At 71.7% G+C, this 22,247-nt stretch carries 17 protein-coding genes and 2 tRNA genes; 17 read left to right on the top strand and 2 right to left on the bottom strand.

The features are described 5' to 3' along the window. Window positions 1-65: 65 nt before the first annotated feature. Window positions 66-1,190: an SCO2583 family membrane protein gene (locus tag NUT86_RS14480; RefSeq protein ID WP_274735586.1), complete on the top strand. Its 1,125-nt coding sequence runs from the start codon at window positions 66-68 to the stop codon at window positions 1,188-1,190. Here NUT86_RS14480 and NUT86_RS14475 read toward each other — a convergent pair. After that, a complete protein-coding gene (locus tag NUT86_RS14475; RefSeq protein ID WP_018088240.1) occupies window positions 1,187-2,275 on the bottom strand; it encodes a M48 family metallopeptidase in 1,089 nt (362 codons plus the stop codon). The genes NUT86_RS14480 and NUT86_RS14475 overlap by 4 nt on opposite strands. A gap of 156 nt (window positions 2,276-2,431) precedes the next feature. Here NUT86_RS14475 and NUT86_RS14470 point away from each other — a divergent pair, with 156 nt between their 5' ends. From NUT86_RS14470 to NUT86_RS14430, 9 genes are all read left to right on the top strand, one after another. Next, on the top strand, window positions 2,432-2,581 hold the full coding sequence (locus NUT86_RS14470; protein WP_018088239.1) for a hypothetical protein: 150 nt from the start codon (window positions 2,432-2,434) through the stop codon (window positions 2,579-2,581). A 118-nt stretch (window positions 2,582-2,699) separates the two neighbouring features. Then, a complete protein-coding gene (locus NUT86_RS14465; protein ID WP_018088238.1) occupies window positions 2,700-2,861 on the top strand; it encodes a hypothetical protein in 162 nt (53 codons plus the stop codon). Window positions 2,862-2,913: 52 nt separating this feature from the next. Then, window positions 2,914-3,525 (top strand): nicotinate-nucleotide adenylyltransferase, encoded by a 612-nt coding sequence (nadD, locus tag NUT86_RS14460; protein ID WP_051104039.1) that lies wholly within the window; start codon window positions 2,914-2,916, stop codon window positions 3,523-3,525. Window positions 3,526-3,549: 24 nt separating this feature from the next. Next, complete coding sequence (locus NUT86_RS14455; RefSeq protein ID WP_274735581.1) at window positions 3,550-5,382, top strand: LytR C-terminal domain-containing protein; 1,833 nt, start codon at window positions 3,550-3,552, stop codon at window positions 5,380-5,382. A gap of 260 nt (window positions 5,383-5,642) precedes the next feature. Beyond that, window positions 5,643-6,077 (top strand): ribosome silencing factor, encoded by a 435-nt coding sequence (gene rsfS, locus NUT86_RS14450; protein WP_018088235.1) that lies wholly within the window; start codon window positions 5,643-5,645, stop codon window positions 6,075-6,077. Beyond that, window positions 6,074-6,727 (top strand): histidine phosphatase family protein, encoded by a 654-nt coding sequence (locus NUT86_RS14445; RefSeq protein ID WP_026169391.1) that lies wholly within the window; start codon window positions 6,074-6,076, stop codon window positions 6,725-6,727. The genes rsfS and NUT86_RS14445 overlap by 4 nt, the downstream gene beginning before the upstream one ends. Window positions 6,728-6,840: 113 nt before the next feature. Next, window positions 6,841-6,913: transfer RNA gene (locus NUT86_RS14440), tRNA-Ala, on the top strand. A 241-nt stretch (window positions 6,914-7,154) separates the two neighbouring features. Beyond that, window positions 7,155-7,400, top strand: coding sequence for a hypothetical protein (locus NUT86_RS14435; RefSeq protein WP_018088233.1), 246 nt, complete (start codon window positions 7,155-7,157; stop codon window positions 7,398-7,400). Window positions 7,401-7,403: 3 nt separating this feature from the next. Next, window positions 7,404-7,637 carry a hypothetical protein gene (locus NUT86_RS14430; protein ID WP_004571982.1) on the top strand — a complete coding sequence of 78 codons (234 nt, stop codon included), beginning with the start codon at window positions 7,404-7,406 and terminating at the stop codon, window positions 7,635-7,637. Between the two features lie 174 nt (window positions 7,638-7,811). Here NUT86_RS14430 and NUT86_RS14425 read toward each other — a convergent pair whose 3' ends face one another. Next, window positions 7,812-9,161, bottom strand: coding sequence for a glycosyltransferase 87 family protein (locus NUT86_RS14425; protein ID WP_274735568.1), 1,350 nt, complete (start codon window positions 9,159-9,161; stop codon window positions 7,812-7,814). Window positions 9,162-9,314: 153 nt separating this feature from the next. Between NUT86_RS14425 and NUT86_RS14420 the strand changes: the two genes are divergently transcribed. From NUT86_RS14420 to NUT86_RS14390, 7 genes are all read left to right on the top strand, one after another. Further along, window positions 9,315-9,387: transfer RNA gene (locus tag NUT86_RS14420), tRNA-Ala, on the top strand. 349 nt (window positions 9,388-9,736) lie between these two features. Then, complete coding sequence (locus tag NUT86_RS14415; RefSeq protein WP_159488273.1) at window positions 9,737-11,695, top strand: S53 family peptidase; 1,959 nt, start codon at window positions 9,737-9,739, stop codon at window positions 11,693-11,695. Between the two features lie 313 nt (window positions 11,696-12,008). Next, window positions 12,009-14,930, top strand: a complete 2,922-nt coding sequence (locus NUT86_RS14410; RefSeq protein WP_159488274.1) for a leucine--tRNA ligase — start codon at window positions 12,009-12,011, stop codon at window positions 14,928-14,930. Between the two features lie 312 nt (window positions 14,931-15,242). Continuing rightward, entirely contained in the window at window positions 15,243-16,046 is an 804-nt protein-coding gene (locus NUT86_RS14405) for a hypothetical protein (RefSeq protein ID WP_274735565.1), read from the top strand. A gap of 290 nt (window positions 16,047-16,336) precedes the next feature. Continuing rightward, entirely contained in the window at window positions 16,337-17,182 is an 846-nt protein-coding gene (locus tag NUT86_RS14400) for a DegV family protein (RefSeq protein WP_274735563.1), read from the top strand. Window positions 17,183-17,702: 520 nt separating this feature from the next. Further along, window positions 17,703-18,473, top strand: coding sequence for a helix-hairpin-helix domain-containing protein (locus NUT86_RS14395; RefSeq protein ID WP_342456244.1), 771 nt, complete (start codon window positions 17,703-17,705; stop codon window positions 18,471-18,473). A gap of 941 nt (window positions 18,474-19,414) precedes the next feature. Then, a complete protein-coding gene (locus tag NUT86_RS14390) occupies window positions 19,415-22,228 on the top strand; it encodes a ComEC/Rec2 family competence protein (protein WP_274740476.1) in 2,814 nt (937 codons plus the stop codon). Window positions 22,229-22,247 lie beyond the last annotated feature (19 nt).

Here is a 22,247-nt window from a genome sequence, read left to right as displayed (position 1 = left end):
TCGTCCGGCGAAGTTGCCCGGCGTCCCCGCGTTTACGATCGCCCCGCCCGACCTACTCTTGTTGTATGACCGGGCCTGGTGACCCTCCGGAAGGGACGCCCAACGGCGCCCCGGGAGGCGGTGAGGACGAGTACCGATCCGTCGTCTTCGACGAATCGTTCGTTCGGGCTGCGCGGCTGCAGGAATTCTCCGCGGACGAGCGGCTGGGCGAGCACCACTCCCCGGCCGTCAAGACCCGGCACGCGTGGATGCGGATGGGCGGCTCCCGGCAGGCCATCCTGCTGGTGCTGCTGATCGTGCTCGCCTTCGGCACCGCCGTCTACATGGGTGTACGGCACCCCTACAAGGCCCCGGAGACGGTCCGTGCGCAGCCGCTGCGCTCCGCGGTCGTGCCGCTGGCGCCGATCGGGACGGTACCCGGCGCGACCCCTGAGGACCTCTTCGCGCACAGCCCGGCGGCGAATTACCGGATCGGCGCCGCGGGCGTCAATCTGCCCCCCGTCGCCCGCACCGAGCACTTCTCCGACGGCCAGATCGTCTCCGCGCTGACCGTGGCGAAGGACTACATCGTCCGCTCCTCGCTGGACCCGGACACCCTCACCGGAGGATCCGTACGGCCGGTGCGGCTGCTGCTCGACACCCGCCAACTCGACCAGTTCGACCGGAGCCTGGCGCACCCCGACGACAACGGCCACGATGCCGCGACCGGCTGGCTGGTCCGCTTCGACCCGCGGCAGACCCGGCTCGCCGACCGGGACGTACGGGTGAACGGCACGCTGTCCGCCTCGGAGTTGAGCCCGGACGCCCTCGATGTGACCGCCGACTACACCTTCGTCTACGCCGTCCGGCCCGCCCCCGGCGCACCGGGCGGGGCATCGGCCAAGGACACCGGCAAGCCCACGCCGGGCGCCGCCTCGCTGGTCACCGTCCGCCGTGAGGTGCACTTCCGGCTGACCCGCGACAACCTCAGCGACCACCGCCTGGAGGTGCTGCAGAGCAGTCTGCAGGCAGGGCCGCTGGCCTGCTCCTCGAAGCCGGCCGACGCGCTGCGCCCGCTGTTCGCGGGACAGCACGCCGGCAACGACCGGCCCACGGGCACCGACCCGTACGCCAGGGACCGCGCCAACCCCTCCCTCTGCGGTGAGCTGGCGCCCTCCGCCCAGCCGAAGCCGAGCCATCCGATGCGCTAGGAGCCGTCCGAGGCTCCACCGCTTCCGTTGGCGCCGCCCGGGCCGTCGGGGCGCGGCCCGCCACGGAAGACCGTGTCGCGCAGCTTGCCGCCCAAGTCGCCCGCACCGCCCGCGATGTCGCGCACCAGGCCCATCAGCGGGTCCTTGCTGTTGCGCATCGAGTCGGCGTAGTGGGCGGCGGAGTCCCGGAACGAGTCGGAGACCGAGGTGTCCTTGTCCTCGTCACGGCGCGGGTAGTGGCCGTCCATGATCCGCTGGTAGTCGCGGCTGGCCGCCCACTTCTTGAGCTCGGCCGCCCGCACGGTGGTGAACGGGTGGCTGCGCGGCAGCAGGTTGAGGATCTTCAGCACGGAGTCGCGCAGATCGCCGCCGGACTCGTACTCGTCCGCCTGCTTGAGGAAGGCGTCGACATTCATCTCGTGCAGATGATTGCCGCCGGCCAGCTTCATCAGGCCGCGCATCGAGGCCTGCAGGTCCTGTCCGACCAGCAGCCCGGCACGGTCGGCCGACAGCTCCGACTTGCGGAACCACTCGCGCAGTGCCGTCACGATCGCCATGATCGCGACATTGCCCAGCGGGATCCAGGCGACCTTCATCGCCAGATTCGTCAGGAACAGCAGAATCGTGCGGTAAACGGCGTGCCCGGACAGTGCGTGTCCGACCTCGTGGCCGACGACCGCCCGCATCTCCTCCTCGTCCAGCAGCTCGACCAGACCGGTCGTCACCACGATGATCGGCTCGTCGAGACCGATACACATGGCATTGGGCTGCGGGTCCTGGTTCACGTACATCGGCGGGACCTTCTCCAGGTCCAGGATGTAGCAGGCATCGCGCAGCATGTCGTTGAGGTGCGCGAACTGCTGGTCGCTCACCCGCACCGAGTCCGACAGGAACAGCAGCCGCAGGCTGCGCTCCGGCAACAAGCCGCTGAGCGTCTTGAAGACGGTGTCGAACCCGCTCAGCTTGCGCAACGCCACCAGCGCCGAGCGGTCCGCCGGGTGCTCGTACGACCGCGACGAGATTCCGGGGAATCGCCGCCGGTCCCGGCTCGGTACGTTCGCGCTGCCGTCTGGGCTCTCCGTCATTGGGGCCTCCCCCTGTTCGACTGCGTGTGTTCAGACTAGAGGACGCCACCGACAGGCGAATGGATGCTCGGGCGTACGCTGGCGATCGCACCAATACCCGCACAGGCTCGTACACATGACGACACGGGCCGCCCGTACCTGAGGGAGTGCACCGTCGTGCCGTATCAGAGCGTGCTGCTCGCCGCAGCCCAGGAGACCGCCAAGGATGCCGGGCCCGGTTGGATCCTGCGCACCGTGATCATCGGCGGCGTCGTGGGTGCCGTCCTGCTCGCCTGGTTCCTGCTGCGCGGCTACGGCCAGGACTGACCTCCGACGGCGTCCCGGGGCGCTTCCGGGCGGAGTCGCCGTGGGCCCGCAGTGGGCCGACGCTTACGATGTGGTGGAAGTCTCTGCCCGACCCCAGCCCGGATTGGTCCTGCCGACGATGAGCCTGCACACCACCGCACAGTCCCTGGCCACCCTCGCCGCCGAACCCGGACACGAGGGCGGTCACGCCAGCCTCAGCCCCTTCGTGACCGGCGGCGGCGCCCTTTTTATCCTGCTCCTCCTGCTCTGGATCACGACCCGTTTCAACCGGGACCGCTGAGCCCCGGCACCCGGCCCCCGGCATCGCGCGCCGCCCAGTAGGGTCTGCACGCATGGGAGAGCACACAGGGCCCGTGAAGCGGCGACTCGGAGTGATGGGCGGGACGTTCGACCCGATCCACCACGGACACCTGGTCGCCGCCAGCGAGGTGGCCAGCCAGTTCCACCTCGATGAGGTCATCTTCGTGCCGACGGGACAGCCGTGGCAGAAGAGCCACAAGACGGTGTCCCCGGCAGAGGACCGGTATCTGATGACGGTCATCGCGACCGCGTCGAATCCGCAGTTCTCCGTCAGCCGTATCGACATCGACCGCGGCGGCAAGACGTACACGATAGACACGCTGCGTGATCTGCGTGAGGAACACCGTGACGCGGATCTGTTCTTCATCACCGGCGCCGACGCGCTCAGCCAGATTCTGACCTGGCACGATGCCGCGGAGCTGGTCTCGCTCGCCCACTTCATCGGGGTGACCAGGCCCGGACATGTCCTCGCGGACCCCGGGCTGCCCGAGGGAGCGGTGTCTCTGGTCGAGGTGCCGGCGCTGGCCATCTCCTCGACCGACTGCCGGGCGCGCGTCGCCCAGGGGGATCCGGTCTGGTACCTGGTGCCGGACGGTGTGGTGCGCTACATCGACAAAAAAGAGCTGTACCGCAACGACCGCTGACGGGGCTGACGGAAAGGGGCACCGGTGAGCGACCGACAGGATCCGTACGGGCCGCAGGACCCGTATGCCCACGACCCGTATGCCCAGGAGCAGCAGGGGCAGCCGGGCTACACCTATGACGCCTACGGGCAGCCGGTGTACCACGACGCCGCACAGCCGTCGTACGAGCAGCACTACGACACGTACGGGCAGCAGACCGCCCCGTCCGCCTACGAGGGCTATGACCCGTACGGCGGCCAACAGGGCGGCGGCCAGGCCGCACAGGGTTACCAGGGCGGCCACCAGCCGTACCAGGCGCAGCAGGAGTACGGCTACGACGCCTACGGCGGCCGGCAGGTGCAGGCCCAGCCCGGCTATCCGCAGCAGTACGACCCGTACGGCAGCCCCGAGCAGCCGTCGCACCAGCAGCAGGAGTGGATCCCGCAGCAGGCCCAGCAGTCCCCGTACGAGCAGGTCCCCTACGGGGAGCAGCCCCGCTACGAGGAGCCCGCCCCGCAGCGCCAGGACGGCCCGCCCCGGCCGCCGGCGCAGCGCCGCGCCCCGGACGACACCGCCGGGCCGGACACCGCGAGCGGCCCCGCCGGGCCCTCCGCCGACGATCCCGAGTACGGCACCGAGCAGTTCTCCTTCATCGAGGAGCCGGACGAGGACTCCGAAGACGTCATCGACTGGCTGAAGTTCACCGAGAGCCGCACCGAGCGGCGCGAGGAGGCCAAGCGGCGCGGCCGCAGCCGGATCGTCGCGCTGTCCGTCGTGCTGGCCCTGCTGGTCGCTGGCGGTGTCGGCTATCTGTGGTGGGCGGGCAAGCTGCCGGGCGTGGCCGGGCCGGACGCCGGTGCGGCGGCCGCGGGCGCCGGGCAGAAGCGCGATGTCCTCGTCGTCCATCTGCGGGACACCAAGACGGGGAACAGCTCGACGGCGCTGCTGGTGGACAACGAGACCACCCACAAGGGCACCACCGTCCTCCTGCCCAACAGCCTCCTCGTCTCCAAGGACGACGGCACGACCACGACGCTCGCCAAGTCGGTCAAGGACGAGGGCACCGAGCCGACCCGGGACTCCCTCAACAACCTCCTGGGCGCCGACCTCAAGGCCAGCTGGCGGCTGGACACCCCCTACCTGGAGAACCTCGTCGAGACGGTCGGCGGGATCACCCTCGACACCGACGCCACCGTCCCGGGCGCCAAGAAGGGCGCCTCCCCGGTCGTCAAGCAGGGCAGCGCCCAGGACCTCAACGGCCAGGCCGCCGTCGCCTACGCCACCCACCTGGCGCCGGGTGAGCCCCAGACCAAGCAGCTGCAGCGGTTCGGCCAGGTCATGCAGGCGACCCTGAAGAAGGTCTCCAGCGACGCCGACGGCGCCACCACCACCGTGAAGACGCTGCTCCAGGTCCTCGATCCGCCGCTCACCGAGGCCCAGCTGGGCAGCTCGCTGGCGCAGCGGGCCGAGCTGGCGAAGACCGGCGCGTACCGCACCACCCTGCTGCCCGTGCAGGCGAACGGGACGCTCAGCCAGACCACCTCGGCAAGCGTGGTCAAGGACGTGCTCGGCGGCACGGTCAAGAAGACCGCGCCCGACGCGGCCGCCCGGGTCGCGGTCCGTAACGCCACCGGAACCGCGGCCGCCACCAACAAGGCGAAGGTCGCGCTGCTCAACGGCGGCTACAGCTTCGTCGACGACGGCACCGCCGGCGCGGCCGCCTCCGCGTCCCGGATCACCTACGCGGACGCCGCCCAGAAGGCCAAGGCCGCGGAGGTCGCCAAGACACTGGGGCTGCCGGCGGGCGCGGTCAGGCAGGGCAAGGGCGCCTCGAACGCCGACATCACCGTGGTGCTGGGGCGGGACTACAAGGGCTGACGGGCCGGACGCGCCCGGCCCCTCCGGTGGTGACCGGCGGGGCCCGGCAGCCCCGGCCCCGGCGCTGACCAGCCCGGACACCGGAACTGACCGGTGGGTTCGAAAACACAGCCGGGAGTGTCGGTGGTCCGTGAGACCCTTGGGGAGTACCTGACCGCCGATCCGGTTGCCCATGGGGACTGCGGCGCGCGCCGCGGCTCCGCAGCGAGCCAGCGCCCCTGCCCGGCCGGAGAGGCTGCCCTCGAACCGGAAAGCCGCTTGTGACCGCCACGGACCGCTCCATCGAGCTCATCAACGCCGCCGCCCAGGCCGCGGCCGACAAGCTCGCGCACGACATCATCGCGTACGACGTCAGTGACGTCCTCTCGATCACCGACGCCTTCCTGCTGGCCTCGGCGCCCAGCGACCGCCAGGTCAAGTCGATCGTCGACGAGATCGAGGAACGGCTCAACAAGGACCTCGGTGCCAAGCCGGTCCGCCGCGAGGGCGACCGCGAGGCCCGCTGGGTGCTGCTCGACTACGTCGACATCGTGGTGCACATCCAGCACAGCGAGGAGCGTGTCTTCTACGCGCTCGAGCGCCTGTGGAAGGACTGCCCCGAGATCGACCTCCCCGAGGAGGCGAAGGCCACCCGCGGCAAGGCCGCTGAGCACGCCGACGCCACGGCGGGCGAACAGGACGGTGAGCTGCTCTGAACGCCACCAAGAGCGGCCAGGGTCGCCGCATCGTCCTCTGGCGTCACGGCCAGACCGCCTGGAATCTGGAGCGCCGCTTCCAGGGGTCGACGGACATCGAGCTGACCGAGGCGGGCGTCGGCCAGGCACGGCGCGCCGCCCGGCTGCTCGCCGCCCTCGGGCCGGACGCCATCATCGCCTCCGACCTGCAGCGGGCCTCGGCGACGGCGCGCGAGCTGGCCGAGCTGACCCGGCTCGACGTGACGCATGACGCGGCCCTGCGGGAGACCTACGCGGGCTCCTGGCAGGGGCTCACGCACGACGAGATCCTCGCGCAGTACGGCGAGCAGTACACCGCCTGGAAGCGCGGTGAGCCGGTGCGCCGCGGCGGCGGCGAGCTGGAGACCGAGGTGGCCGACCGGGCCGCCCCCGTCGTCCTCAACCACGCGGACAAGCTTCCCGGGAACGGCACCCTGGTCGTGGTCAGCCACGGCGGCACGATCCGCACCACCATCGGGCGGCTGCTCGGCCTGGAGGCCCACCACTGGGAGGGCCTGGGCGGTCTGTCGAACTGCTGCTGGTCCGTGCTGGGCGAGGGCGCGCGCGGCTGGCGCCTGATGGAACACAACGCCGGCACCCTGCCGGAGCCGGTGCTCGGCGACGACGACTGAGCCCGCAGGGCGGCCCCGGCCGACCGGATTTCACATCTGGGCAGGTCGCAGGCTAAAGTTCTTCTTGTTCGCGGCGCCGCCGGGGGGAAACCCGGGGGAGCGGAACAAGATCCGGGGCTATAGCTCAGTTGGTAGAGCGCCTGCATGGCATGCAGGAGGTCAGGAGTTCAATTCTCCTTAGCTCCACAACCCGGATGATCCCGTCTCCTCATGGAGGCGGGATCTCTGCGTTGTGCGGGGCCACGGTGCGGTCGGGGCGTGTTTCGTATGTGGTGCCGCCGCCGGCCCCTGGTTACCTCACCGCTCGGGGCGTGGCCGGGCCCCATGACCGGCGGTGCGGCCGGCCGGGGTGGCGCGAAGGCGGGCCTGACCCGGCCCGCGGTCCGTGGCAGAATCGGACGGCGCCGGCAGGGGAGGAGAGATCGCGATGCCCACGAGCATCCTCGAGGAGGTCAATGACCTGCTCGAAGTGGCCGGGGCGCAAGGCTATGACTGGCTGCCGGAATACGCGCTCCGTTTCACCTGCCCCGTTGACGGCCCCGCCTCCGTGGGCAGCAGCGACGACACGGCCCTGCAGTGCCCGTCGTGCGGCTCCTCCCATGTCGCACAGGTGCTGGGCGACAACGGCGGCATTTCCTTCGTTTGTACGGCCTGCGGCCACAGTTGGAGCTGATGGATGGGCGCCCACAGCAGGAAATGTGACTGGTGCGGCAGCGGTACGCCGATCGTCCGGGACATGGAACCCGTCAACGCGGACTACCAGTACTGGTGCGAGGAATGCGCCCGCGCCCTGGTCATAAAAGGCGACCCCATCGAGACCTACCGGGAGCTCGACGGGGAGCCGATCTACGGGCGGCTGCTGGACGAGCACTGCACGCTGAAGCGCTTCTACTCGTTCGCCACGGCCTGAGCGGACCGCCGCCCCAAGGGGCCGCTGAGTGAGCGTGCCCCCTCCTTGACGCCGTCTCAGGCAGTTCCGGGCAGTTCCGGACGGTTCCGGTCAGGCGGAACTGCCGTCGTGGTCGGGGGCGTTGTGGCGGATATGAGACGCGCACCGCGCAATTCCGCAGTGCGGGCGCACGGTTCAGCTGCTGCTGCCGCTACCGGCCTCGGCGAATGGGCGTGCGTCGCTCTGCCCCGCCCGCCCCCTGAGCCGCCACAGCCGGGCCCCGGTCAGTGCCAGCAGCGCGAGACCGGCGAGCGGATAGCCGCCGGAGAGCAGCATCTGCACGCCGTTCTGGTGCAGTTCCTCGTGGTGGTGCCAGCGGTGCGGCACCCACCACAGCGCGAACGAGCAGAAGAGCAGCCCCAGCGCGCCGGTCATCGCCCACCAGCGGCGGGCCGCGGTGCCCGTCCGGCGCAGCGCCTCGGAGCCGAGCAGGATCAGCATCGGTACACACCACACCCAGTGGTGGGACCAGGAGATCGGGCTGACCAGGAGTGCGGTCGCCGCGCAGGCGACGGCCGCCCAGGCGCGCTGCCCGCGCAGCAGCGCCCCGACCGCCAGCGTGAGACCGAGGGCCGCGGTCAGACCCGCGACCACGAGCCAGGCGGCGCCCGGGTCGTGGGTGTGCAGCAGCCGGGCGAGGGCGCCGCGCAGCGACTGGTTCGCGGTGATCTCCACCTCACCGACCCGGTCGGTGGCGTACACGATCTCGGTCCAGAAGCGGTACGAGTCGCGTGGCAGCGCGAGCGCGGAGAGGAGCGCGGTGGCCAGGAAGGTGGCGGTGGCGACGAGGGCCTGCCGCAGCCAGGGGTTCCAGGCGGCGCGGGCCCCCGCCCCGGAGCGGAGCAGCTGCCCGGCACGGACGGCGCCGGCCAGCGCGAGGAACACCGCGAACAGCGCCGGGGTCAGTTTGAGGCCGGCCGCGATGCCGATGCCGATGCCCGCGAGCCGCTGGTGGTCCCTGCGGGTCAGGTCCCACAGCACCAGCACGGCGATCAGCAGATTGATCTGGCCGTAGCGCAGCGTCGTCCAGACCGGCTCGCACCACACCAGCAGCGCGGAGACGGCGAACGTCGCGGCGGGCCGGGGGAGCCGCCGGGGCAGGCCGGCCAGCCGTAGCGAGAGGTGGACGACGCCGATGAGCAGCAGCAGGTTCCCGGCGGTGGCGCAGGCGCGCATCTCCGGAACCCCGAGCAGGGTGAGCGGGGTGAACAGCAGGGCAGCGAAGGGCGGGTAGGTGTTGGGCAGGTGCGCCGAGGTCGCCACCATGTCGTAGAGAGACTCGCCGTTGCGGACGGTGAAGCCCTCGGCCCGGTAGACCATCAGGTCGATCATCGTCACGTTCAGCAGGCGCTGCACGGTCCAGAAGACCGCGAAGGAGACCAGACAGCCGAGGGCCGCCGCGAGGGTCGGGTGCCGGCGGACGAGGCCGTTGCCGGGGTGGGTGCCGCCGGCTTCGGTGGGCTGCTCCAGCTCCAGCGCGGTCACGGCGTACGGCTCCCCAGGACGTATCGGGCACAGATCGCCGACAGTACCGCGCGTCGCGCCGAAGGACCCCTGGCAGAACGATTTGGCAGAAGCCGGGGAGGTCCGTGTAATGTAGGCGATGCCGCAGCGGGGAACCGGGCGGAAACAGAATACGGGGCTATAGCTCAGTTGGTAGAGCGCCTGCATGGCATGCAGGAGGTCAGGAGTTCAATTCTCCTTAGCTCCACAATGAACGAAGCAGGTCGTCCGATAGGACGGCCTGCTTCGTCGTGCGTATGCGGACCGAGCGTTGCCCTAGGGCCGTAACCGGCGGGAGTTCCTCCGTGGTTGTGCCGCTGTCCGGTCAGTGACGCGTCCGCCAGGGTGAGTTGGCCGTTCGCTCCCTGTTCCTTCCTGACCGGCCCTTGTCGTTCCTTGGGCGCATCTTGGCGATCGCATGTCCCTGACATGAACGGTTCACCGAAAGAGTGGCGCATCGCGTGAGCGTCACCCCTCACGCCTTCACCGCTCGTGCGGTGCCGCACACCGGCACACCGGCGCAGTGCGGCACCCCGCAGCGCCACACAGGGGGTTCCATGAGATCAAGCCGCACCAGATCACCGCGCGCCCGCGCCGGTCTGGCCTGGGCAGCGACGCTGCCGCTGGTCGCCGGTGCGCTCGCGCTCGGCGCGCCCGCCGCCGACGCCGCGGGCCACGACGGCGGTCGCCATGCGCTGCAGGGCACCAAGCCCCTGTGGGCCACCCGGCAGGCCGACCAGGGCGCCACCTCCGCCTCCGCGGCCGTCACCGCCCGCGTCTATCTGGCCGGCCGCGACGCCAAGGGCCTCGCGGACCGCGCGCGGGCCGTGTCCGACCCGCACTCCGCCGCGTACGGGAAGTACCTGAGCCCCGCCCAGGTGCGCGCCCGCTACGGCGCCACGCACGACCAGATAGCCAAGGTGACCGACTGGCTGAAGACGTCCGGCCTGACGGTCACCGGCACCACCAACCGCTATCTGGCGGTCAAGGGCGACGTGGCCGCAGCTGAGCGCGCCTTCGCCACCGACCTGCACAACTACCGCAAAAACGGGCATGTTTACCACGCCCCGTCGACCACCGCCTCCGCGCCCGCCTCCCTGGCCGACGCGGTGCTGACGGTCACCGGCCTGAACAACGCGCCGCGGCCGGCCAGGCACCACTCCGGCGAACTGCCGCCGCCGGAAGGTGTCTTCCGTAACTCCGGCCCGTTCTCCTCGTACTACGGCTCCAGGACCGACAAGGCGCTGCCGTCCGCCTACGGGAGCAAGGCGCCGTACGCGATCAAGGGCTACACCGGCAAGCAGCTCCGTGCCGCCTACGGGGCGAAGAAGTGGACCGGCAAGAACGTCACCGTCGCGATCACCGACGCCTACGCCTCGCCGACCATCGCCCGGGACGCGGACACGTACGCAGCCCGCCACGGCGACCCCCGCTACCGCCGGGGCCAGCTCTCCCAGGTGCTTCCGGAGGGCTACACGCACATCAAGGAGTGCGGCGCGGCCGGCTGGTACGGCGAGGAGACCCTCGACGTCGAGGCCGTCCACGCCGTCGCCCCCGACGCCGACATCGTCTACGTCGGCGGCGCCTCCTGTATGGACGACGATCTGCTGGACTCGCTGGGCAAGATCGTCGACGGGCACCTCGCCGACCTCGTCTCCAACTCCTGGGGCGACATCGAGGCGAACGAGACACCGGACGTGGCCGCCGCCTACGACCAGATCTTCCAGCAGGGCGCGGTGCAGGGCATCGGCTTCTACTTCTCCTCCGGCGACAACGGTGACGAGGTCGCCAATACGGGCACCAAGCAGGTCGACACCCCGGCGAACTCCGCCTGGGTGACCGCGGTCGGCGGCACCTCTCTGGCCGTCGGCAAGCACGACTCCTACCAGTGGGAGACCGGCTGGGGCACCCGGAAGGCGGTGCTCTCCAAGGACGGCAACGACTGGACCGGCTTCCCCGGCACCTTCAACGGCGGCGCCGGCGGCGGCACCAGCAAGACCGTCGCGCAGCCCTTCTACCAGCGCGGAGTCGTCCCGGACGGGCTCGCGAAGGCGAACGGCGGCGGTGCGATGCGCACCGTCCCGGACATCGCCGCGGTCGCCGACCCCAACACCGGCTTCCTGGTCGGCCAGACCCAGACCCTGCCGGACGGCAAGCTCGGCTACGACGAGTACCGCATCGGCGGCACCTCGCTGGCCGCGCCGGTGATCGCGGGCGTCCAGGCGCTCGCCCAGCAGGCCCGGCACGGCGTCGCCCTCGGCTTCGCCAACCCCGGCATCTACCAGCGCTACGGCACCGCCGCCTACCACGACGTCACCGATCACCCGCTGGGTGCCGGGCGAGACCTGGCGGTGGTCCGCGTCGACTACGTCAACGGCACCGACGCGAGCAAGGGCACCACGACCTCGCTGCGCAGCCTGGGCCAGGACAGCTCCCTGCGCGCGGTGGTCGGCTATGACGACGTCACGGGCGTGGGTACGCCGGGCGCCGGCTATGTGAGCTCCTACCGCCCCTGACGCCGGGGCGCGGCACCGCCTCCCCGCGCCGGCCGTGACCCCGGCGACGCGGCGGTAGGAGGACGGGGTGACAGGGGGGCGGGGCCCACGTTGGGGTAATCCTCAGCGCGGGCCCCGTACGCCCTGCGGTACCCTGACGCCATGCGTGCCGTACGCCTTCTGCTTAGCGGGCCGCGCTGATCAGTACCGACGGATGACAGACCCCGTCGGAATCGGCGCGGCTTCCCCTCCTGTGCGAGGGGTCTTTTTGTTTCCGGCGTGCCGGGGATCTGGCGCGTTTCCGCTGGCAGAGACGATCGATGGAGCTTTGAGCATGAGCGAGACGACCAACTCCCCCGTTGTCGAGAGCGCGGGAGGTGCCTCCGCCGAGACGGCGGCGCCGCACCGCTATACGGCCGCGCTGGCCGCCGACATCGAGGCACGCTGGCAGGACTTCTGGGAGGCGAACGGGACCTACGAGGCCCCGAACCCGAAGGGGGACCTGGCCGGCGACGCCGAGCCGGTGGCCCGCCCCAAGAAGTTCATCATGGACATGTTCCCCTACCCGTCGGGTGCCGGCCTGCACGTCGGACACCCGCTGGGCTTCATCGCCACCGACGTCTACGCCCGCCACCAGCGCATGACGGGCCACAACGTCCTGCACACCCTGGGCTTCGACGCCTTCGGCCTGCCCGCCGAGCAGTACGCGGTGCAGACCGGCACCCACCCGCGGGTCTCCACCGAGGCCAACATCGTGAACATGCGGCGCCAGCTGCGCCGCCTGGGCCTGGGCCACGACCAGCGCCGCTCGGTCGAGACGATCGACCCGGCGTACTACAAGTGGACCCAGTGGATCTTCCTGCAGATCTTCAACTCCTGGTACGACCCCGAGGCGGACGCCGCCCGGCCGATCGACACCCTGGTCGCCCAGTTCGAGGCCGGCACCCGCCCGACCCCCGACGGCCGGGCCTGGAGCGAGCTGAGCCCCATCGAGCGGGCCAACATCCTGGGCGAGTACCGCCTGGCGTACGCCTCGGACGCACCGGTCAACTGGTGTCCCGGCCTGGGCACGGTGCTGGCCAACGAGGAGGTCACCGCCGACGGCCGCTCCGAGCGCGGCAACTACCCGGTCTTCAAGGCCAAGCTGCGCCAGTGGAACATGCGCATCACCGCCTACGCCGACCGGCTGCTGAACGACCTGGACGCGCTGGACTGGCCCGAGGCCATCAAGCTGCAGCAGCGCAACTGGATCGGCCGCTCCGAGGGCGCCCGGGTCGACTTCCCGGTGGGCGATGACAAGATCACCGTCTTCACCACCCGCCAGGACACCCTGTTCGGCGCGACGTACATGGTGCTGGCCCCTGAGCACCCGCTGGTCGCCGGCTCCGACAACGGCAACGGCACGGGTTCCATCGTCCCGGACGCCTGGCCCGAGGGCACCCACGACGTGTGGACCGGCGGCCACGCCACCCCCGGCGACGCCGTCGCCGCCTACCGCAAGCAGGCCGCCTCCAAGTCGGACGTCGAGCGGCAGGCCGAGGCCAAGGACAAGACCGGCGTCTTCACCGGCGCCTTCGCGACCAACCCGATCAGCGGCGACCAGGTCCCGGTCTTCATCGCCGACTACGTCCTGATGGGCTACGGCACCGGCGCGATCATGGCCGTCCCCGCCCACGACAGCCGCGACTTCGCCTTCGCCCGCGCCTTCGAGCTGCCGATGCGCTGTGTCGTCGAGCCGTCGGACGGCCGCGGCACCGACCCCTCGGCCTGGGACGACGCCTTCGCCTCGTACGACGCCAAGATCGTGAACTCGTCCAGTGAGGCGGTCTCGCTGGACGGCCTGGGCGTCACGGAGGCCAAGGCGAAGATCACCGAGTGGCTGGCCGACCAGGGCATCGGCGAGGGCACCGTCAACTTCCGGCTGCGCGACTGGCTGTTCAGCCGGCAGCGCTACTGGGGCGAGCCGTTCCCGATCGTCTACGACGAGGACGGTGTGGCGCACGCGCTGCCCGAGTCGATGCTGCCGCTGGAGCTGCCCGAGGTCGAGGACTACTCCCCGCGGACCTTCGACCCGGACGACGCCGACACCCAGCCGGAGACCCCGCTGTCCCGCAACGAGGACTGGGTCCATGTCGACCTGGACCTGGGCGACGGCATCAAGCGCTACCGCCGCGAGACCAACACCATGCCCAACTGGGCGGGTTCGTGCTGGTACGAGATGCGCTACCTGGACCCCCACAACAGTGAGGCGCTGGTCGACCCGGAGATCGAGCAGTACTGGATGGGCCCGCGTGAGGGCCAGCCGGCCGGTGGCGTCGACCTGTACGTGGGCGGCGCGGAGCACGCCGTACTGCACCTGCTGTACGCCCGCTTCTGGTCCAAGGTGCTGCACGACCTGGGACATGTCTCGTCCTCCGAGCCGTTCCACAAGCTGTACAACCAGGGCATGATCCAGGCCTTCGTCTACCGGGACAGCCGCGGTATCGCCGTCCCGGCCGCCGAGGTCGAGGAGCGCGACGGCGGCTACTACTACCAGGGCGAGAAGGTCAGCCGCGTCCTGGGCAAGATGGGCAAGTCCCTGAAGAACGCCGTCACTCCCGACGAGATCTGCGCCGAGTACGGCGCGGACACCCTGCGCCTGTACGAGATGGCGATGGGCCCGCTGGACGTGTCGCGCCCGTGGGACACCCGGGCCGTCGTCGGCCAGTACCGGCTGCTGCAGCGCCTGTGGCGCAACGTCGTCGACGAGGCGACCGGCGAGGTCACCGTCGTCGACACCGAGCCGGACGAGGCCACCCTGCGTGCCCTGCACAAGGCGATCGACGGTGTCACCCAGGACATGGCGAACCTGCGCTTCAACACCGCCATCGCCAAGGTGACCGAGCTGAACAACCACCTGACCAAGGCGGGGGCCCCCGTCCCGCGCACGGTCGCGGAGCGGCTGGTGCTGCTGATCGCCCCGCTGGCGCCGCACATCGCCGAGGAGCTGTGGCGCAAGCTGGGCCGCACCGACTCCGTCGTGCACGCGGACTTCCCGGTGGCCGACCCGGCGTACGTCGTGGACGAGACCGTGACCTGCGTCGTGCAGATCAAGGGCAAGGTCAAGGCCCGCCTGGAGGTCGCCCCGTCGATCTCCGACGCGGACCTGGAGGCGGCGGCCCTGGCCGAGCCGGCCGTGGTCACGGCGCTGAACGGCGCGGGCATCCGGAAGGTCATCGTCCGGGCGCCGAAGCTGGTGAACATCGTTCCGGCGTAGACCGTCGGCGGGCGCCCGGGGCCGCGCCAGGCGCGCCCGCGCCGGCACGCGGTGCCGCTGGGTAGCGCCCGCCGCACGGCCCCGGGCGCCCGGCAGCGGGCCCTCGGGGACGGACGCCGCTGGTGCCCCACCGGGGCCGGTCGCGAGGCGGCCCCGGCCCGCACGGCCGGTGCTCCGTGAGCGCCATGGGGGGCTTCCCCTACGGGCAGGTTGGGGGTTCTTCCGGAACCCGCAGCCTGCCCGAGCCGTTTACCGTGGAGGTACAGGGCGCGGGCCGGAAACCGGCGCCGCCGACACATCTGGGGAGAGCCCATGGAAGCCGCTGCCGCCATCATCGGACTGCTCTTCGTGCTGTTCGTACTGGCCGGGGTCTTCGTGACGGTCAAGGCGGTCAAGGCAGCCAAGCGCGGAGTGGACCGCACGGTCGCCCACGCCCGCAGGACCGTCGAGGACACCACCCTCCGGGCCCGGCAGCTCGCCCAGCCCGGCGTGGTCGGCGAACTCGCGCAGCTCAGGCTCTCCCTGCGCACCTCCATGCGCGCCACCCAGGAGGTGCTCTACGCGGGCTCGGCGGACGACGCCTCCCTCAGCGAGGCGATCGGCCTCTTCGAGCGCCTGAGCGCCCACGGCCATGAACTCGACGACGAGCTCAAGCGGCTCGAACGCGAACCGGACCGCGCCACCATCGGCAACCGCCTCCCGGACCTCCGGGAGCGCCTGGAGCAGATCACGCACTCCGCGGAGTCGCTGCGCTGGGCCGCGCGCGACCGCGCACGCAAGTTCGCGGACGACGACCTGGCCTCGCTGAGCGACCAGATCGATGTGGAGACAGGGGCGCTGCGGCACTGGACCCGGGTCGAGGACACTGCGGACCCGCTGCGGGAGCCCGTACCGGGCCGCCCGGAGAGCGCGGGACCGGGAGAGACGAAGGCCCCCACGGGAGGCCGGCCGACGGAGGGGCAGGCACGGGCCGGTGCCACCGGCGGTCCCTCGGACGCCGCCCGCTCCTGGGGCCCGACGCCCGAGGACCCGCCGGCGATCACCGCCCGGGACCCGCGCACCCAGCCGTCCTACCCGTGGCAGAAGGCACCGCGGACGGAGGACACCACGACGTGAGGCCATAGGGAGCAGCAGACGGGGCGAGGGGGTGGGGTGGGGGCGGGGCGGGGCCCCCGGGGGAGACGGGAGACGGGGGCGAAGACGGCGGTGAAGGACCGTGGCTCCTGCTCCCGGGGAACATCGAGGACGTGTGGGACGCCATGAGGCGTTGTCGCGGTCGCCCGGAGCGTCGGAGGCGTTGACTGTGCCCTTCGGCGGGCTCTTGGCAGAGCTTTGGGTAAACCTGGAAGATCTTGGGAAGGAGCCCGCACTGTGCGGCGTCCGGATCCCCGGATAACCTCCTTTTCATGTCCCGCCATGTCGCGATCGTCACCGATTCCACGGCCTACTTGCCGCGGGCGGCTCTCGAGCGTCACCACATCACGGCCGTGCCACTGACCGTCGTCCTGGGGGACCAGGCCCTGGAAGAGGGCACCGAAATCTCCGCGAGATCCCTGGCCCAGGCGCTGCAGAAGCGCCGTCCCGTGACGACCTCCCGGCCCAGCCCCTCGACGTTCGCGGAGACCTACCGGAAGGTCGCGGCGGGCGGCGCGAGCGGCATCGTCTCGCTCCACCTCTCCTCGGAATTCTCCGGCACTTACGACGCGGCGGTGCTGGCGGCCAAGGAAGCTCCGATTCCCGTACGCGTCGTGGACACCGGGATGGTCGCGATGGCTCTCGGGTTCTGCGCCCTCGCGGCCGCGGAGACGGCGGAGGCCGGCGGGGACGTGGAGGAAGCGGTCGCCGCCGCGGAGAAGCGCGCAGCGGGTACCTCCGCCTACTTCTACGTCGACACCCTCGACTATCTGCGCCGCGGTGGCCGGATCGGCGCGGCCCAGGCACTGCTCGGTTCCGCGCTCGCCGTCAAACCGCTCCTTCAACTGGCCGACGGGCGGATCGAGCTGCTGGAGAAGGTCCGTACGGCGTCCAAGGCCATCGGGCGGCTCGAGGAGATCGCCGCGGAGCGGGCGGGTGAGGGGCAGGTCGATATCGCGGTCCACCATCTTGCCGCGGCGGAGCGCGCGGAGGCCCTTGCCCAGCGGCTCCGGGAGCGAGTGCCCGGGCTCAATGAGCTGCATGTGAGCGAGGTGGGCGCGGTGATCGGCGCGCATACGGGTCCCGGGCTGTTGGGGGTTGTGGTTTCCCCGCGGTGAGAGGGACGGCGGGGTGCCCTGTGGGTGACGGAGTTATCCACAACTGGGGTTCCATCCACCGGATTTGAGGCTGCTCGGCGAGATCTGCGCGGGGTGCTTAGCGTCGGTCGGTATGAACTTGTCTCGATCTGCGTCATGGGGATTTCCGGGCTCGGCGGGGGCTTTGGGGGTGGGGGCGGGGGCAGGGTCGGCTTCGGTGTCGGTCCCGGCTTCGGCCTCGGCTTCGGCTCCTGCGGTCCCCTCGGCATCCTCCGGCCCTGCGGTTCCCCCGTCGGCTTCCTCCGACTCTTCGGCGGCGTCGGATCCTTCCGTCGGTTCCTCGTCTGCTCCGGCTTTCGCCGTTCCCGCTGGGGCCGCTGTTCCATCCGGCGGGGCGGAGCGGCGGGAGTGGGAGCGCGAGAGGGTGCGGGCCCGAGCCGCGGCGATCTTCGGCGACGCGGGGGTCGCTGCCGAGGCCGGTCCGCTGCCTCCTGGGCATGATCCGCCGGGCTCACGCCGTAGGGAGCGGATGTGGTGTGCCGTGCGCGAACGGCTCCCGCTATGGGTGCAGTTACGGTGTGGCACCGACCCGAAAGCGCTCGCCGCCCTGGTCCTGGTGCTCGTGGTGGCCGTGGGCTTCGCCGTGCAGCACTTCTGGGCGGGCCGTCCCGAGCCGGTACGGGCACCGGCGGTCGAACGGGCCGGAGGGACATCTGGCCCCGACCCGCGAGCACCGTCGCTGCCGTCCGCGTCATCGACCGCCACTGCGGTGGCGAATGGCCCGCCGGGTACTGCGGGGCGACAGCTGGTCGTCGATGTCACGGGCAAGGTCCGGCATCCCGGAATTCAGCGGATGCCACGGGGATCGCGGGTGGTCGATGCCCTGCGGGCCGCGGGCGGTGTGTTGCGCGGGGCGAATATCCAGGGGCTGAACCGGGCACGGCTGCTGACCGATGGTGAGCAGATCGTTGTCGGTGCGGCTGGTGCGGCTGGTGCGGCTGGTGCGGCTGGTGCGGCTGGTGGCGGGGGCGGGACCGGGAGCGGGGGCGGTGGCGGTCCCGCTGACGTGGGGGCCGGTGGGCCGGGGAGTGGGCTGCCGAGCGGCGGGGGTGGTCCGGGTGGCCCCGTCAGTCTCAGCACGGCGACCGAGCAGCAGCTCGACTCCCTCCCCGGAGTGGGGCCTGTCCTGGCCCGGCACATCGTCGAATTCCGCACCCAGCACGGGGGGTTCACCTCGGTGGACCAGCTCCGCCAGGTGACCGGTATCGGTGACCGTCGTTTCGCCGATCTGCGCCCCCTGGTGGTGCCATGACCAGCCCTCGCGCCACCGTGCACGCCACCGCGGCGTCGCCGCACGGTGCCTCGGACCCGCATCAGGAGGGCCCGGCCGATCTGCGCCTCGTCGCACCCGCGTTGGCGGCCTGGGCGGCCGCGGCGATCGGCCTGGGCGCCCCCGGCGGGGGAGTGGCGGTGGCCTGTGGCGTGGCCGTGGCACTCGCAGTCGTCGCGTTACGGGTGGCCGTGGTCCGGCGCAGAGCCCAGCGTGAACCAGGGGCGGAGGAGCAGCCCGGTGTCGCTCCTCGGGCCGACGCCGGGCGGCTAGGAGCGGATTCGCCCGGCCGCCGCTCTCCCCGCCTCCGGTCGGCCGGCGCGTTTGTGGCCCTGGCCGCCGTGTTGCTGTGTGCCGCGGCGGGGGCTGCCTCCGCGGCACTGCATGCCTCGGACCTGCGGCGTGGGCCGCTTCCGGCCCTGGCCGAGCAGTATGCGCGGGTCACGGTGGAACTGGAGGTGACCGGCGATCCACGGCTGACCCGCCCCAAGGTGCGGGGCTCCCAACGGACGCCCCCGGTTCTGGTGTTCACGGCTGATGCCGTCCGCGTCACGGCCCCGGATGGCGAGGTCACCGCTGTCCGCACGCCGACCCTGGTGGTTGTACAGCAGCCCGGAGGAGGGCGCGGCGCGGGTGGCGGGCACGATCGAGCTGAGGGCAGTGGCGGCCCGCAGAAGGCGGGCGCCGGTTCGCGGATCTCGGCTGGCCTCCCTCAGAACCGGGGGGCCGCAGGACAGGAGCCGTCCGCCGCCCCGCCGGGGCCGCCTGGCGTCCCGCCGCGGCCGGCCGCCGCTCCACCGGGGGCGACCGGCATCCCGCCCGCTCCGGGCGCTGCTCCGGTGGCTTCGGTATCTGTCGCGCACGGTTCGCCCGCTGCCCTGCAGCCCGCGGTGGCCGGTCCGCGCGGCTCGCTTGCTGGGCCGATGTTTTCGCTGACCGCCCGTTCAGCAACCGCCCTGCCGAATGCGGTGACCAGCCCATACGGCTCGTCCGCGGCCCCGCTGAATGCGGTGACCAGCCCGTATGGCTCGTCCGCGGTCCTGCTGAATGCGGTGACTGGTTCGCATGTCCCGGTTGCCGCTCCGCAGGCCTCCGTAACCGCTGGCTCGCCCGCCGCCCCGCCGTACGCGGTGACCGGCCCGCAGGGTTGGTCCGCCGCCCCGCAGATCGCCGCCGCCACCCCGCGAAGCTCAGTCGCCGGCCCGCCCCCGTCGGGAGCAGAGGGCCGCGCCGACGCCCGTGGGGGCATCGCGTCGGCGTGGCGGGGGTTATTGCCGTCTACTCGGATCCGGGTGGCGGCGCGGGCTGTGCCGCCGCTGGCGTCTGGCGATCAGGTGGCTGCCGTGCTGCGGGTCACCGCCGAGGCGCCGCCGGTCAAGGTGGGTGCGCCGGACGCGTTGCAGCGGCTGGCGGGGAGTCTGCGTGCCGGGCTTCGTGAGGCCAGCGACGGGCTGCGTCCCGATGCCCGAGCGCTGTTGCCGGGACTCGTGGTGGGGGACACCTCGCGTGTGCCGCCGGATCTGGATGACGCTTTTCGTGCCACCGATCTGACGCATCTGCTCGCCGTGTCCGGCAGCAATCTGACGATTGTGCTCGCGCTGCTGATCGGCCCGCCGCATCTTGCGTCACGCGCCGAGCGTCGTGGGCTGGCGCCGCGCCTGGGGCTGTCGCTGCGCGGCACGGCGGTCATCGGGGGAGCGCTCGCCCTCGCCTTCGTCGTGGTGTGCCGCCCGGACCCGAGTGTGCTGCGGGCCGCCGCCTGCGGTCTGATCACGTTGCTCGCGATCGGCACCGGCCGTCGCCGCTCGCTGCTCCCCGCACTCGCCGCCGCGGTCCTGCTGCTGGTTCTCTACGATCCCTGGCTCGCCCGCAGCTACGGCTTTCTGCTTTCCGTCCTGGCGACCGGCGCGCTGCTGCTGCTCGCGCCGCGTTGGAGCGCCGCACTTCAACGGCGCCGGGTGCCGCCCCGCCTCGCCGAGGTGATTGCCGCCGCGGCCGCCGCCCAGGCGGTCTGTGCACCCGTCGTCGCCGTGCTGGCGGCCCGGGTGGGACTGGTCGCCGTGCCCTGCAACCTGCTGGCCGAACTGGCCGTGGCCCCCGCGACGGTCCTCGGCTTCGCGGCCCTCGCCGCCGTTGCGGTCGTGCCGCCGGTCGCCCAGGCGCTGGCATGGTGTGCGGGCTGGCCCGCCGAGTGGATCGCCGGTGTCGCCCGTACGGGAGCGGCCCTGCCGGGGGCGGAGTTCGCCTGGCCGGGCGGCTGGGCCGGTGGGCTGGTGCTGGCGGCCGCCATGGTGGTCCTCGTGCCTGTCGGCCGTAGGGTGCTGCGCCGTCCCTGGTTGTGTGTGCTCTGCGCGTTGGCGGTGATCCTGGCCGTGTGCCGCCCAGCGCCGTTCACCCGTGTCCTCACCGGCTGGCCGCCGCCGGGTTGGCGAGCCGTGGTCTGTGACGTGGGGCAGGGCGACGGCCTGGTACTGGCAGCCGGGGACGGTACGGCACTGGTGGTGGATACCGGGCCCGAGCCCCACGCCATGGACCGCTGCCTGACCGACCTGGGCATCCGCCGCATCCCCCTCCTCGTCCTGACGCACTTCCACGCCGACCATGTGGACGGGCTCCCGGGAGCGCTCCGCGGGCGCTCGGTCGGTGCGATCGAGACGACGACCCTGCAAGAGCCGCCAGGGCAGGCACAGTTCGTGCGCAATACGGCTGCCGCGGCCCGGGTACCGATCGTCCGTGCCACACCGGGGGAGCGCCGCCACCTGGGGCCACTGACCTGGGAGGTCCTCTGGCCGCCCGCCCCGCCGGCCCTTCCCGGCCCCAGTGATCCCATTGGGCCTCGCGACTCGACCAATCCAACTGAGCCTCACGGCTCAACCAAGGCCACCGACCTTCGTGGCTCAGCCAGCGCCACCGAGCCTCGCGGCTCAACCGACCTTTACGACCCCACCGGTTTCGCCTACCCCCACCGTCAGGAACCCGGTCCCGGCGGCCCCTACGACCCCGGCAACTCCGGCAGCCCTGGCAGCTCCGGCAGCCCTGGCAGTCCCTCCGGCACCGACCCCCTCGACGGCCCCAACGACGCCAGCGTCACCCTGCTCGTCCGTACGGGAGGGCTGACCATCCTGCTGCTCGGTGACCTCGAACCGCCCGCACAGCGCGGGCTGTTCGCGGCGCACCCCGAGCTCGGCGGCGTCGATGTCCTGAAGGTGGCACACCATGGCTCCGCCTATCAGGACCCGCCGTTGATACACCGGCTGGCGCCGCGCCTGGCGCTGATCTCCTGCGGCGCCGATAACCCGTACGGCCATCCGGCGCCCCGCACCATCGCGGCACTCCGGGCCCAGGGCGCCCGGGTGCTGCGTACGGACACCGACGGGGCCATCGCGATCCTCGGCACCGAGGCCGGGCTTTCCGCCACGGTCACCGGTCATCGGGTCAAGGTCCGCCTGGCCGGTGGTCCGAGAACCCGGGCCCGTACGCATCCTGGCGCGCGTCGAGCCGAAGTGCGTACAGCAGGCAACCGCCGCTCAAGGAGCCGCACCCGTCCCGTCGACAACCGCCAACCGAGATGCCGACCGAGACGCCAACCGAGATGCCGACCGAGACGTCAACTGGGACACCGGCGGAGACGCCGAATGACCCGCAGTATGCGACGGTGCCTGAGCCGCCCCGTTGCTGCCCGCCCGGCGGACGCCGGAGTGGCAGCAACGGCCGGACAGAAGGAGGAGAGCCGCTGAACCAGGACCTGTAGACTCC

It is taken from the genome of Streptomyces sp. G7(2002), from assembly GCF_028870195.1.
Classification (GTDB): Bacteria; Actinomycetota; Actinomycetes; order Streptomycetales; family Streptomycetaceae; genus Streptomyces; species Streptomyces nigrescens.
This window is presented reverse-complemented; position numbering and strand designations above follow the sequence as displayed.